At 46.3% G+C, this 13,930-nt stretch carries 13 protein-coding genes; all 13 read right to left on the bottom strand.

The annotated features are described in order from the left end of the window. Nucleotides 1-210 precede the first annotated feature (210 nt). The 13 genes from ASG16_RS04480 to eutS all read right to left on the bottom strand — a co-directional run bounded on the left by ASG16_RS04480 (nucleotide 211) and on the right by eutS (nucleotide 13,930). Nucleotides 211-483, bottom strand: a complete 273-nt coding sequence (locus ASG16_RS04480; RefSeq protein ID WP_056489249.1) for an aspartyl-phosphate phosphatase Spo0E family protein — start codon at nucleotides 481-483, stop codon at nucleotides 211-213. A gap of 251 nt (nucleotides 484-734) precedes the next feature. Continuing rightward, the gene (locus ASG16_RS04485; RefSeq protein WP_056489247.1) at nucleotides 735-2,087 is read right to left on the bottom strand and encodes a helix-turn-helix domain-containing protein; all 1,353 of its coding nucleotides are present in this window, start codon (nucleotides 2,085-2,087) and stop codon (nucleotides 735-737) included. Between the two features lie 98 nt (nucleotides 2,088-2,185). Further along, nucleotides 2,186-3,541: a helix-turn-helix domain-containing protein gene (locus ASG16_RS04490; protein WP_056489245.1), complete on the bottom strand. Its 1,356-nt coding sequence runs from the start codon at nucleotides 3,539-3,541 to the stop codon at nucleotides 2,186-2,188. A 193-nt stretch (nucleotides 3,542-3,734) separates the two neighbouring features. Continuing rightward, nucleotides 3,735-4,025 (bottom strand): aspartyl-phosphate phosphatase Spo0E family protein, encoded by a 291-nt coding sequence (locus ASG16_RS04495; protein WP_056489243.1) that lies wholly within the window; start codon nucleotides 4,023-4,025, stop codon nucleotides 3,735-3,737. A 394-nt stretch (nucleotides 4,026-4,419) separates the two neighbouring features. Next, nucleotides 4,420-5,811, bottom strand: a complete 1,392-nt coding sequence (locus ASG16_RS04500; protein WP_056489240.1) for a helix-turn-helix domain-containing protein — start codon at nucleotides 5,809-5,811, stop codon at nucleotides 4,420-4,422. Between the two features lie 308 nt (nucleotides 5,812-6,119). Continuing rightward, nucleotides 6,120-7,061, bottom strand: a complete 942-nt coding sequence (gene mdh, locus ASG16_RS04505; protein ID WP_015893779.1) for a malate dehydrogenase — start codon at nucleotides 7,059-7,061, stop codon at nucleotides 6,120-6,122. 30 nt (nucleotides 7,062-7,091) lie between these two features. Further along, nucleotides 7,092-8,027, bottom strand: coding sequence for an ethanolamine ammonia-lyase subunit EutC (gene eutC / locus ASG16_RS04510; RefSeq protein ID WP_056489238.1), 936 nt, complete (start codon nucleotides 8,025-8,027; stop codon nucleotides 7,092-7,094). 20 nt (nucleotides 8,028-8,047) lie between these two features. Continuing rightward, nucleotides 8,048-9,409, bottom strand: a complete 1,362-nt coding sequence (locus ASG16_RS04515) for an ethanolamine ammonia-lyase subunit EutB (protein WP_056489237.1) — start codon at nucleotides 9,407-9,409, stop codon at nucleotides 8,048-8,050. A gap of 20 nt (nucleotides 9,410-9,429) precedes the next feature. Beyond that, a complete protein-coding gene (locus ASG16_RS04520) occupies nucleotides 9,430-10,890 on the bottom strand; it encodes an ethanolamine ammonia-lyase reactivating factor EutA (RefSeq protein ID WP_056489235.1) in 1,461 nt (486 codons plus the stop codon). A 142-nt stretch (nucleotides 10,891-11,032) separates the two neighbouring features. Further along, nucleotides 11,033-11,629 carry an ANTAR domain-containing response regulator gene (locus ASG16_RS04525; RefSeq protein ID WP_429780242.1) on the bottom strand — a complete coding sequence of 199 codons (597 nt, stop codon included), beginning with the start codon at nucleotides 11,627-11,629 and terminating at the stop codon, nucleotides 11,033-11,035. Beyond that, the gene (locus tag ASG16_RS04530) at nucleotides 11,595-13,055 is read right to left on the bottom strand and encodes a sensor histidine kinase (RefSeq protein ID WP_048035221.1); all 1,461 of its coding nucleotides are present in this window, start codon (nucleotides 13,053-13,055) and stop codon (nucleotides 11,595-11,597) included. The genes ASG16_RS04525 and ASG16_RS04530 overlap by 35 nt, the downstream gene beginning before the upstream one ends. 93 nt (nucleotides 13,056-13,148) lie before the next feature. Continuing rightward, nucleotides 13,149-13,592, bottom strand: coding sequence for a EutP/PduV family microcompartment system protein (locus ASG16_RS04535; RefSeq protein WP_056489233.1), 444 nt, complete (start codon nucleotides 13,590-13,592; stop codon nucleotides 13,149-13,151). Next, on the bottom strand, nucleotides 13,589-13,930 hold the full coding sequence (gene eutS, locus ASG16_RS04540; protein WP_007720097.1) for an ethanolamine utilization microcompartment protein EutS: 342 nt from the start codon (nucleotides 13,928-13,930) through the stop codon (nucleotides 13,589-13,591). Before eutS ends, ASG16_RS04535 begins: the two co-directional genes overlap by 4 nt.

Raw genomic sequence — 13,930 nt, forward strand, 5'->3', positions numbered from 1 at the left:
TCAAATTCCAACCGCCTTATCAGTTGTTACTATCAGTGACGACAACCCTTTGTGGTAACACATTCACAACTTTCTTACTTGAAATGGAAAATTCGCAAAGCTTGTTTTTTTGTTTCTTGCTCATCTGCTAGTCAGTTTCGTTACCTCGCATTTGACAAACCTGACAGTCGATGATTTTTTCCAAATCCAAATGAGAATTTTACCATCTCCTTAAATGTATTGATCCAACTGCTGACTTAATTCCACGACTTCATCATCTAAGAAATCATTCTTCTCTACATACAATTGCACCAGTTGTCCGCGCAATTGTTCCACAATGTTTTTCAAATGCTCAATAGAGTGATAGGTTACTCCTTCTCGATCTAGAGGTAACGTGATACATTTACTTATAGGAGCTGTAACTGCTCCTCCTGTGGGCGTTCCTTTAACCTGTCGAAGGGGTGGAACGCCCTTTTTAAATGCAATTGCTGCTATAAGACTCACCCTACTTCCTTTACCACCGGATTATTCACTTGCTTTTAGTGGCACCTGCGGCTCCTCTTTTTAGAGATGTTATTAGTTTTCTATTGTTTCATGGAATATCATTATCCCCCTCCTTATTTTGAGATAATTTACATATATAACCATAAAATGATATGCAGGTTTTTACCAACTGCAAAAACTGGAATAAAAAAACATCCTGCCAAAGGATGTTTCATCAATCTACGATATATTCACAATCACCTAACAGGATACTAGCCACCTAACTCGTTTTTGTTACCAATTCGCTTATTCAAATTCCCTAACCATCCAAACAGTGTTATGTATGTAAGGGTCTCGTCGTGTCGATTCGTCAAATCCGCTAGAGAAAGGCAATATATCGTTTCTTCAATTCCCCTCTCTATCCTCCCTTTACCGAACTCATATATAGCCATCTGATATCGAAACCGAAGATGTCGATCCAATCCAATTGCTTCTGTAAATTGATCGAAACTAGCAATGTGGGAGGCAAAACGCTCTAAAATCTCATCCATGCAAAAATGGTAGGTGTTCGCGGATTTCATAATAGCATTTAAACCAGCAAGAACTTCATTGGTGGGAAGACTATCAAGATAGTCTGCGTACTCTTCAATGATACTAGTATTGCCAGACAACACCTCCAATGTGTAGGAGTTCGCCTTTGCCCATACCTTGAATCTTTCTACCTCTTTACGTCCGTCTTCATCAAGTAATTCAAACCAACCTAAATCAGCGTAAACTTGCACGTACTGCTTCGCCTCTTCATACAGTCCTTGCATTTCTAGTGAAACGCTCTTATATAAATGGCCCAATCCGTAATAATAGACAAGATGGCGCTCCGTTTTCAGAGATTCACCTTTTTTGTTTCTTTTCATCCTGTCCAATTCATGCCTATAAACAGTGTCTGCCAGCAGCCTTAATTCGTCTGCGTACTGCTCTGATCTCTCCCACTTTTGCAAAGCGAAACAGATCTTCGCCAATTGGTATAAGGCGTCGAGTTGGTAGTTTTCAGGAAGTCGGTTTCGATAAGGAGAAAACCGAATGACATTCTCCCAATTTTCTTCTGCATTTGTCCCGAGCACAACTCGAAATAACCGATACTGACTCATCACAAAGTGGTCAGAATAGCTATCTTTTTCATTCTCTATCACATATTCATAAAAGGGCACTGATTCTTTCAGTTGCCCTTTCTCAAAAAGTCGCTCTGCAAGGGCAAACAGAATCGAGATGTTTTTCGAATTCTCCATCATTTGGGGGACAGTAGCTTCTATGCAATCCTTTCTCCCAACCTCCACGCATCGAATCAAGTATGGTATTAATCGGGGGCGCGATATTCTCCCCTCTGATATACATTCTTCCGTGTATAATTCATACAACCAACCCGGATCGTGACCAAACACCTTGGCTAGCGCGTCTAACTGACCAATGGTGATTGCACGCGGCGGATTACCATTTAGAATCTCACTCAAACTCCCGGGGTTAATGCCAGTTAATTCACCCAGCTTACTTAATGTGTAGCCATGCTTTTTCCGATTTTGTTCGATTTCTGACCGCAGCGACCGATACAATGTCCCTTGCGCCCCCCATATAGCATAATTCCCTTGGTTTTTATTTTATTAATTTTAAAGGAACTAGCAGTTTCTAATAACCAAATAGAAAAACATCCTCTAATTTGGATATTTTTAACCTAACATACGTCCCCCCGCCTACTTTGTTGCTTATCCACTAACGACTTTGATACCCACACCCATAATTTGAACAAACTACTGTAATTGTTATAGTCTTTAGTAATATCAGACAAAACAAGACATTGAAACGTTTCATTAAGCCCCTCTGCATACTTCTCTTTTTCTAGCAAGTATTTCGCCATTTCATTCCGAAACTGGATATGTTCACTCAGGCCAATAGCGTCTATGCGCCCTTTAAAACTATCTATATTTTCTGCAAACTTATCGAATATTGAATCGATGGAAAAACCATGTTCATTGGCTGCTTTCACAATCGTTACTAAACCGGAAAGTATTTCTTTCGGATGATCATCCAGGAATTGAATATACTCAGGGATGACGTCACCATCCCCTATCAGGATATTCAATGTGTACAAATTGGCTGTTGCCCATGTTCGAAATTTCTGCACCTCGATTTGTCCAATTTCATCCAAGAGTCCAAACCAGCTTAAATCAGCATATCCTTCAACATATCGCTTCGCTTCTTCATACAACTCCTGTTTTTCTAATGCTACACTTTTAATGAGAAATGATTGTCCATAGTACACAACTAGATGACGTTCTGTTGTTAACATTTCACTGGGTATGTTGCTTTTTCGCCTCCGCAACTCATCCTCATAGACAATTGTAGACAATTCTCTTAATTCATCTGCATAATGCTCCATTTGCCTCCACTTATGAAGCGTATAACAAACATTGGCCAATTGCAGAAGAGCATCCAACTGGATATTTTCCGGCAAGCGCCTTCGATACGGATCAAATCGAATAACTGCTTTCCAATTTTCTTCAAAATTCGTTCCTTGTATGACTATTCGAAAGAGCCTGTATTGACTCATCACAAAGTGATCAGAAAAGCTATCTTTCTCATTCTCAATGACATATTCATAAAAAGACACCGACTCTTTCAGTTGCCCTTTCTCATATAGCTGTTCTGCAAGAGCAAACAGAATTGAGATATTTTTCGGATTCTCCAGCAATATAGGAACAGCAGCCTCTATGCAATCCTTTCTCCCAACTTCCACACATCTAGCCAAATAAGGAATTAATCGTGGGCGCGATATTCTCTGCTCCGATAAACATTCTTCTGTATACAATTCATATAACCAACCCTGCTCACGTCCAAATACCTTGGCGAACGCATCTAATTGCCCTATGGTCATAGCCCTTGGGGGATTTCCATTTAGTATTTCACTCAAGCTACCGGGGTTAATGCCCGTTAATTCACCCAGTTTGCTTAATGTATAACCGTGCTTTCTCCGACATTGTTCGATTTCTGACCGCAGTGACTGATACAATGTCCCTTGCAGCCCCACCATAAAGGTTCATCCCTTCATTTTTTACTTTATTTTACATTTTTTCGAAATACACTACTTAACCTTCCTAGCATTTCGTCATCCAGTTCATAACTTTTGGACCTAGGAGTCAGCAGATACCCAGATAATGGGTTAACGGAAGGGTTCTTGGGGGCCTTGTGGTGTTAGAAGAACTGAACTGAACTTGACCTGATCCTTACTTTTCCGTTTTCAATCTGTTTTGTGCAATGACAATATATTTATCCAACTGTTGGCTTACAGCCAAAACCTTATCATGTGAGAGACCATACTTTCCTGCCAACTCCATCATTTCCAATCGTAGCTGTTCAATTCTATTATCCAACTCTAAGTGGCAACCGATTTCCTTTACCATGCCCCGGATCGTACACTTACTTTTAGGGGCTGATGCTGCTCCTCTTTTGGGGGAGTTTCCACTGTGAAAAGAAACATCCCTATCTAAAATATTTGCGATAGCAGTAATGTCCAACGCCCCCTCTCTTTTACAATTTATTACATATATTTACTATACAGGGATGTGCAGAAATTCACCGATTAAGAAAAATTGAATAGAAAAAAACATCCCATTTAGGGATGCTTTTAGGAGTGCAGAAACTAAAATAACAAATCTATGTCTGCAATTTCTCTAGCCATCACTTCCATGCTGATATGCCTTAGCCTTAATTAGACCATCATGGATTGGTTCAAAAGGTATACCGCCAATTAATCCAATCGTTAGTAAAAATGCAAGAATAAGAGCCTTCATTCTCCCATCCCCTTTTCTAATTTGTAGCCTCTTTGGTCAGGGTTTATAATTAAGCCCTAGGCATCGTTGCCATGCACTAAAATAACCAAATAAATGACTGTTATATAGGCGCTTCATTTTACTTATTTTGAAAAAGAAGATTAGCAACCATTCCCGTTACAATTCCTTGGTATTGTTCCTCTTGTGCTGTTGATGCATATTGACGGTGCTCTTCAAATAAAGCTACGCATTTAAGAGCATCTTGATATCTGTTCATTGAGTCAGCTAGAGAAAGGCAGCACAAGGTTTCTTCAATCCCTTTCTCTATACGTCCTTTATTGAATTCATAAATGGCAGTTTGAGACCGGAACTGGAGTTGCCTGTCCAGTCCAATTGCTTCGGTAAATTGATCAAAAGTAGCAATATGCGAAGAAAAACGTTTAAGTATTCCATCCACACAAAAATGGTAGGTATTCGCCGATTTCATAATGGAAATTAAACCCGCGAGTATTTCATTCGTTGGAAGACTATCAAGATAGTCTGTATACTCTTCTATGATGCTTGTATTGCCACCCAATACTTCTAACGTGTACATGTTAGCCTTCGCCCAGACGCTGAACTTCTCAACCTCTTTGTATCCAACTTCATCAAGCAGTTCAAACCAACTTAGATCTGCATAACCTTGTACATACGTTTTTGCTTGTTCGTATAGCCCTTGCATCTCCAATGCCAAGCCTTTAAATAAATGTCCCATACCATAATAAAAGACAAAATGACGTTCTGTTTCCAGAGGTTCTCTCTTTTTGTTTCTTTTCAACCTATCCAACTCATGTATGTAAATCGTTTCTGCGAGAAACCGCAACTCATCTGCATACTGCTCTGATTTCTTCCATTTCTGCAAAGCGAAGCAAACCCGCGTTAATTGAAATAAGGCGTCCAACTGATAGTTTTCAGGAAGCCTATTCCGATAAGGGGAAAACCGAATAACTGCCTCCCCATTTTCTTCTGAATTAGTCCCGAGTGCAGCCCGAAACAATCGATACTGACTCATTACGAATTGGTCAGAATGTCCATCCTTCTCGCTATCCACGACAGCCTGATAAAAAGGTACAGACTCTTTTTGTTTCCCGCTTTCATATAGCTGTTCCGCCACTAAAAAGAGGGTCGAAATATTTTTAGGGTTGTCCAACAATTTAGGAACAACCTCTTCTATGCAATCCTGCCGCCCAACCTCTGCACATCGAATCAAATAAGGTATCAACCGAGGGCGCGATATTCTCCCCTCTGATATGCATTCTTCCGTATACAATTCGTACAACCAACCCGGCTCGCGACCAAATACCGCAGCGAGCGCATCTAACTGACCAATGGTCATAGCCCGCGGTGGATTTCCGTTCAGAATCTCGCTCAAACTCCCATGGTTGATGCCCGTTAATTCACCTAATTTACTCAAGGTATAGCCGCACTCTCTACGGTGTCTTTCAATTTCTGACCGCAGCGACCAGTGCATTGTCCCTTGCAGCCCCCCCATAAAGAATCAACCCCTACTTTTTCCTTAATTTTACAATAAAATATATTTTTTTGAAAGATTTTTCTTTACAATCCTTAACATTTCTGTAATCTAGTTCGTCACTCTTCGCACAATTCCTCCAATGTCTCACAGGTGTTTGCACTTCGTGACAATTACACTCAATTGAAACAGTTTTCATACGAACACAGCTCCGTAGGCCGAAGCGTAAACTGGAAATCCGCTTCTTCCCTCCACTACGGCTACTCCAGCCACATTGTAAAAAAAGCTCCGCCAAAACATCTGGCGAAGCTTTCATTTTATATCTCTGCTTATGGCATAGCTACTTTCATAACCGCACGAACGGAATCTGCGGATTTATCCAAGGCTGCTTTCTCAGCAGCAGTCAGATCCAGCTCGATGACTTGCTCGATACCGTTTCCACCCAAGAGAGTTGGTACGCCCAGGTAGATATCGTTGTAGCCATACTCGCCTTGGAGTAAAGCGATGGATGGCAGGATGCGCTTCTGGTCTTTCAAGATCGCTTCTGCCATTTCTACCAGCGCTGCCGCAGGTGCATAGTAAGCGGAACCGTTGCCCAAGAGAGCTACGATTTCGCCGCCGCCTTTGCGTGTACGCTCGACGATGGCATCCAGACGATCTTGTGGGATCAATTTTTCGAGTGGGATGCCGCCAGCGTAGGAGTAACGCAAGAGTGGCACCATGTCGTCCCCGTGGCCGCCCAATACGAAGCCTGTTACGTCATTTACGGATACATTCAGTTCCATCGCTACGAACGTACGGAAGCGAGCTGTATCCAGTACGCCGGATTGACCGATTACGCGGTGTTTCGGGAAGCCGGACGTTTTGTAGAATGTATAGGTCATCGCATCTACCGGGTTGGACAGGATGAGTACGATGGAGTTTGGTGCATATGTTTTCACTTGCTCAGCAACCGAGCGCATGATAGCTGCATTCGTTGCTACCAAGTCGTCGCGGGACATACCTGGCTTGCGAGCAATACCTGCTGTGATGATTACGATATCGGAGCCTTCGATGTCTTTGTAGTCAGAAGTACCTGTAATACTAGCATCGAAGCCGAGAACGGGAGAAGCCTCCATCATGTCGAGTGCTTTCCCCTTCGTTGGGTTTTCCAGTTGCGGGATATCCACCAATACGATGTCAGCCAGCTCTTTTTGCGCCATGATGAACGCAGTTGTCGCTCCAGTAAAACCACTACCGATTACGGCTACTTTTTTTCTGCGGAATGTCATGAAGAATCCTCCTCGTCGTCATTGGTTCTATTACAAGACTAGTTTTACACCACTTGCTTTTTGCTCCAGCATTTTGGAGAGAATAGTCCCGATGTGGGCACCCGCCTCAACCGGAGATGTACCTTGACGATGAATATTCGAGATCACTGTACGCTCTGATTCTACCATACCTTTGCGTGGACGGTAGCACATGTACGCACTCATGGAATGTGCCGTAACCAATCCTGGACGTTCTCCGATCAAAAGCACCAATACTTCTGGCTCCAAAATCTCACCGACGTGATCCATGCTGGCTACGCGTCCGCCCTTGATAAAAAACGGAGTGCCGCAGGTCAGTCCGTAGCTTTTCAGAGAGTCCATCAGGGATGGAAGTACGTCTTTCAGGTTTGCATCCACCGCAGCAGCACTCAAGCCGTCAGAAACGACGATTTGTACCTGTGGCTTCTTTTGACCGCGCTCTTGCAGCAAGCGCACGCCTTCCTCGGTGAGGACGCGCCCCATATCCGGACGCTTTAGATAGTTTTCGGTGTTGTCATACTGTGTTTCCACTGTGAACAAGGAGAACTGATCGAGCACCGCTTGACTGACTTCACCGTATACAGCATCCACAGCTGCAGCATGGTCGCGACGCAATTCGAGCATGGTTTTGGTCAAAGGTCTCACACCTGTACGCCAAACCCCGATGCGCGCTGGCGTGCTAGACAGCAGTTCATCCAAGCCTTCCTTGTACTTCGGATTCGGTACATGTGTGGTTCTCTCTGGTTCTGTTGATGGAGCAGGCTGCTCGTTCACTACAGGAGCTTGCGCCGTCGTCGCATTCGCTACTGGCTCTGCCTTTGGCTCCGATCTCAGTTGGATCAAGCCTGTCTCTGCTTTTGGTGACGGAGCTTGTTCGCTAACCTCACCCAGCTTCTTTTGCAGCTCTGCTACTACTTTATCTACCAAGAAATCTAATTGTTGTTCCATCCGTCTTTCACCTCCTGATCTTACATGAAGATTGTCGGATCGCCTGCTTTTGCAGTCAGCCTTCCGTTTTCCATGATGCCCATTTTCTCCAGCCATTTTTCAAAATCAGGAGCAGGTCGCAGTCCCATCACTTCACGGAATGTCGCAATATCATGGAAGCTCGTCGATTGATAGTTGAGCATGACATCGTCTGCCATGGCTACGCCGATCACGAAGTTAACGCCTGCCGACGAGAGCAAAATCCCGAGATTGTCCATGTCGTTTTGATCGACCTTCATGTGGTTCGTGTAGCATACGTCACAGCCCATCGGCAAACCGTGCATTTTGCCCATGTAATGGTCTTCCAGTCCAGCACGGATTACTTGACGGCTGTCGTACAAATACTCAGGTCCAATGAAGCCAACTACTGTGTTTACGATAAACGGATTGTACTTGCGAGCAAGTCCGTAGCAACGCGCTTCCATTGTTACCTGGTCCATGCCGTGGTGCGCCTCGGCAGACAGCTCTGAGCCTTGGCCTGTCTCGAAATACCAGAAGTTCGGCCCATAGGAGGTGCCTTCTTTGCGCATCAGCTCATCTGCTTCATCCAGCAGTGCTACATCAATACCAAATGCCTTGTTTCCTTTTTCACTGCCCGCCAAACTTTGGAAGATCAAGTCTGCTGGTGCCCCATTACGGATGGCACGCATTTGTGTGGATACGTGAGCCAATACGCAGTTTTGCGTCGGGATGTCGAACTTGGTCATCACGTCTTTGGTCATGTTCAAAATATCCTTGACGCTGTCCGCTGTATCGATAACCGGGTTGATCCCAATTACCGCATCGCCGATTCCGTAGCTCAATCCTTCGTACAGGGATGCCTTGATGCCTTGTACGTTATCGGATGGATGGTTCGGCTGTACACGAGAAGCCAATACACCCTTATGACCGATTGCCGTGTTAGCATGCGTCACCACTTTGATCTTGGACGCAGCCGTGATCAAGTCCAGGTTGCTCATGAGCTTGGCAGTCGCTGCGATCATCTCACTCGACAAGCCGCGGCTAATTCGCTTGAGTTCATTGTCGCCTGCTTGATGGCTCAAGATGTACTCGCGCAGCTCAGCTACGCTCCAGTTTTTGATTTCGCTGTAAATCTTTTCGTTGATGCCTTCTTCGATCACACGCGATACTTCGTCTTCTTCTGCCGGAACCATCGGATTGTTGCGGATATCCGCCAAGGTCAGATCAGCCAACACTTGCTTGGCAGCTACACGTTCCCGGGAATCAGCAGCGGCGATACCAGCCAACTGGTCGCCTGATTTATCTTCATTAGCCTTCGCGAAAACCTCTTTCAAATCGCGAAATTGATAGGTCTGTCCAAGCACAGTCGTTTTCGTGTTCATCACGTCCACCCCTTCTTACGTTACGGCCTTTCATCAAACGCCAGTGTTTTGACGACGACGGGAATAATCGTTCCCGAGATCGGCTCACCCAGATCGATGTAATCGCCGTATTCCACACGCACCTGATCGATGCAAATGATTTCCGGTGCCCCTTTGCAACGCAGCGCCAAGGCCTGCCCGAGTGCTTTCGCCATATCTGTTTCACAGATCACGACCATGGTTTGACTCTCGGGGAAGGTTGCCCGGTATTGCTCCGACAGCTCCTGGGACAGCGTCTGCAACAGAGCGTACGAGCAGTACCCGATGCCGGAGATCGCGAGTGCGAAAGGAATCCCTGTCGTTTTTTCAAACAGACGCTCACCCAGTTGGTAGATCGAAGCCACTTCCTGTCGCAGTCGTGTGGCATCTGCCAATTGTTCCTCGGTAAGCTCCAGCTTGAGAATCGGTATATTTTTGATCGGCAACAGCTCCGGCTTGATATGCACGGTTGAACCACTAATCTCCGTACTCTGCATCCCCGCGCCAATTACCGTTGCCCGTACCGTTTGATCCGGGTCTAGCCACTGTACCGGATACGTTCCTTTTTCGCGCTCCTGCTGGAGGACATATCCGAGCAGTGGGCCGAAATCACCGTATCGGCTCGCATCCGAAATATTTTGGACGGGAGGTCCGCTCATGAGTAGACCCACACCGCCTGAAACAGTCAATTCGCTAACAGGGATGGTATCGCGCAAATGCGGTCCCACTACGAGCAAGCCTGACACTTGGCGCTCCTTCCCCGTCAAATAATCGAGCATGCTGCGTCCCAACTGTTCGGCAACCTCTGTGAGCTGCGCGAATCCGATTTCCTGTCCGACTTGAATACGCAGTCCTTTTGCCGACAGCCATTGTTGAATGTTCGGCGACACGTATTGAACGACACCCTGCGGACTGAGACGGATCAGCCTTCCTCCGACGTGGAACGTAACCGTCGCAATCGCTCGGCCACGCTGGAAGTAGGCTGCATTCGCTGTTCCTCCGCCAATATCGACATTGACGATCACACCCTGCATGGCTTGCGAGCGTTTTTCCGCACCCGCACCCTTACCCGCCAGCACGCCTTCAAGGTCAGCACCTGCTGTCGCTACCACGAAATCCCCGGAGCGTTCAGCCAGCAGATGAACGATATGCTGTGCGTTCTTTTTGCTCGCTGTTTCTCCGGTAATGATGACCGCCCCGGACTTGATTTGAGACAAGCTGATCTGTGCCTTGTCGTACTCGGCTGCAAGAATCGCTCCGATTCCGTCAGCGTCGATTTCATCAAACCCGATGAGCGGTGTGGAATGTACTTCACTCGCATACAGCAATTGTCGCTCCACGATCTGATAACGCGGCAGCGAAAACGTGCTGGACATGCGACCCAATCGCAATCGGCTTACGATCATTTTGGTCGTGCTTGTTCCCACATCGATCCCGACGCTTTGGATCCATTGTTCGTCCATATGAACCTCCTTGAACCATTGGCGTGTCAGACGGGCCTTACGAAAAAACGCTTGAACAGCCGGTTCCTTGCTCCCGGTCTGATTCAAGCGCCTTTGCTCTCTTCGTATCTACTTGTCACTGCTTTTTATAATAATGTTCGTACTAGCCTTGCGTAAAAATGGCCTGCTCGCCCGACAGAATTTCCTCTGCCAGCTTCACAAGCGGCATGCGCCGTTGCATGCTTACTTGCTGCATCCATTTGTAAGCCGCATCCTCTTCCAAGGATAGGGCACTCATCAGCTTTCCTTTTGCCTTTTCCACTGCCTTGCGATCCTCGATCTTTTGCTTCAGATCATTTATATCCTTCTTCAGTGAAACGACTTTTTCCTTTTGACTGAGTGCGATTTCTACTGCGGGAATCAAGTCATCCTCCGACACCGGCTTCACCAAGTAAGCCGTCACACCCGCTTTTCTGGCATCCTGGACGAGTTCCTTTTGGCTATAAGCCGTCAAAAGAAGAATGGAACTGTCTGAAAAGGAACGAATGATACTGCTTGCCTTGATACCATTCAAGACAGGCATTTTCACATCCATGATAATCAGATCGGGCTTGTGACGATGGGCCTGTTCGACTGCCTCTTCTCCGTTTTTCGCCTCGGCAACCACTAAATACCCTTCATTTTCGAGCATCTCGCGCAAATCCATGCGAATAATCGGCTCGTCATCAACCACCATAATCTTCGGCTGTGTCATCTTCATCCTCCTTTTGGATCGGATAGAGTATGGTAACCTCTGTTCCGTTCCCAGTGTTGCGGAAATGCATCGTGCCTTCGAGGTCTTCCCTGACCAGCGTATCGACAATTTTCAGGCCGAGATGGCCCTTTTTGTGGATTTGCTCCATGTCCTCGATGCCTACTCCGTCGTCTGTCACAGACAAACTAACGAAGTCCTCCTTGGCGACGAGTGCAATAGAGATTTTCCCTTCTTGCAGCTCATGAAAACCATGAATCATGCAATTTTGAATCAGCTCGGTGACGATCAAGGCAAACGATGTTGCTTTGTTGGACGGCAGATACACCGATTCGCCCGTCACCACGACGTGTATAGCTTGCTCAGAACGCCTCATGGAAGAGACGATAATTTTCGATATTTTGGTTAAAATCTCTTTGAAGTCAATCTGCTCCAGACCATCCTGTGCCAAGTATTCGTGAATAATGGCGATGCTGTTGATGCGATTGATGCTTTCCCGGTATACCTTTTCAATCTCGTTGGACTGCGAACGCCGCATTTGCAGGCGCAGCAAGCTAGAGATGGTTTGCAAATTATTTTTGACCCGGTGGTGAATCTCTTTGATCACCGCGGATTTGATCATTAATTGCTTTTCTTTTTCCCGAATGTCCGATATGTCTCGCAGGAGAATGAATCCCCCAATGATGTCTTGCTTGCGGACGGACGAAACCGCTTTCATCATGATAAAATGCTTGCCTTTTGACAGCTCCTCCTGAATATAACCCCCGTTGCGTACAAAATTCTCCGGGGTAACTCTCCAGGAAAAAATACGTTCGATGCTCTCACCTTTTTCCGGCCGTTCAAAGCCAATTAAGGAGAGCAGCTTGTGGGCACGGCCATTGGCGTACGTGATAACCCCACTCTGATCAAACAAAATCATGCCCTCGTGCAACAGCGACGAAATGGGCAGATCAGGCACAGCGAACTGGATGAGTGTCTCACTTAAATGCTCCGTTGTTTCCTTGAGCATTTCGACGTTCTTTTCCTGTTCCACCTGTTTGGATATATCTTGTTCAGTTATCAAGGTCCCGATTGTTTTTCCAGCCGCATTCGTGATGGGTACGACACTTTGTCGCATCACGACCTGCTCCTGTGAAACCCCACGTGAACCGATGACGGGCTTGCCTGTAGTCAGACAATACATAACGGCCGGCTCATTAATCGCCGTCGCCAAATGCCCTACGACCGATCCACTGTACATAGAGCGTGCCGTACTCGGTGCAGCTTGTGCGACTACCATCGCAGCGCTCCGATCTACCGTCGGACAATCGATAAACATGTCCGCTTGAGACAGATCAGCAAAAATCTGAAGCTTGGAAGCCAGATCCTCCACAATCCGAATGTCGTCATCACTCAACGTCGTGGACGCTTTGCACACTTCTCGTATTGATTGCATGTGAACCTCTTTTCACCTGCTAGGAGTTGATATGACCTCATTTTCTCACAGACACGCTACGGCGGAAAGGGGTGTAATACTGGTTAAACGCGCTTACTCGTTTACAATTCCTTGCAAATACGCTCGCAATTCTGATACTCCCTCACTTGTGAGCGAGGAGGTCCGGAAAATTCTTGCATTGCCGAGCGATTGACGGAGGAATTGTTCTGCCCTCTCTACATTTGCATCAGGATGATCCATTTTGGTAATGACCCCGATGCACGATTGCGGAAACCCTTGTGAAAAACCAGGAGGGAAGTAATTGCGCTCCCGCGTAGCATCCTGCACCATCACAATGATCTTCGCCTCAAGAGAGGTAGCCATAAGCGTGCGGTAAAACATCGGGTTTTCGCTGTACTCACCCGGAGTGTCAATCGCCCAGTCCCGATATTCGAGCGCTTGCGTCTTCCGGGCAGGCTGTTCGTCATTGAACAGCGCCCGCACCAGAGAAGACTTTCCTGCTTCAATTGCACCGATAATCATTACACGGCCGGTCATGATTTCGTCACCAACGCCGGTGTAAACCGCAGTTTTTCGCTCAGCACCTGATTGACCGCTTCGACTGCCATCTCAACAGCGGATACATCTCCTACGACAATCAGTGAACCTGTAAAACGATCGAGAAACCCAAGCTCGACGCCAGCAGCCTTTGTCGCAATATCCGCGGCAATAATGGCTGTTTCGGTAGGCGTCAAAGTCAAGATGCCGATCGCACCGGCCTCATTGATACCTAGCTTGGTATAGAGCATTGGGTCAGGGTTTGCGATTACATGAGCCAACGTGACCTGTTTCCCCGGTACGAATTCCTGGATGACTCGTGAACGTTCCTGTTCCAT

This window comes from Brevibacillus sp. Leaf182 (assembly GCF_001423865.2).
Lineage (GTDB): Bacteria > Bacillota > Bacilli > Brevibacillales > Brevibacillaceae > Brevibacillus > Brevibacillus brevis_C.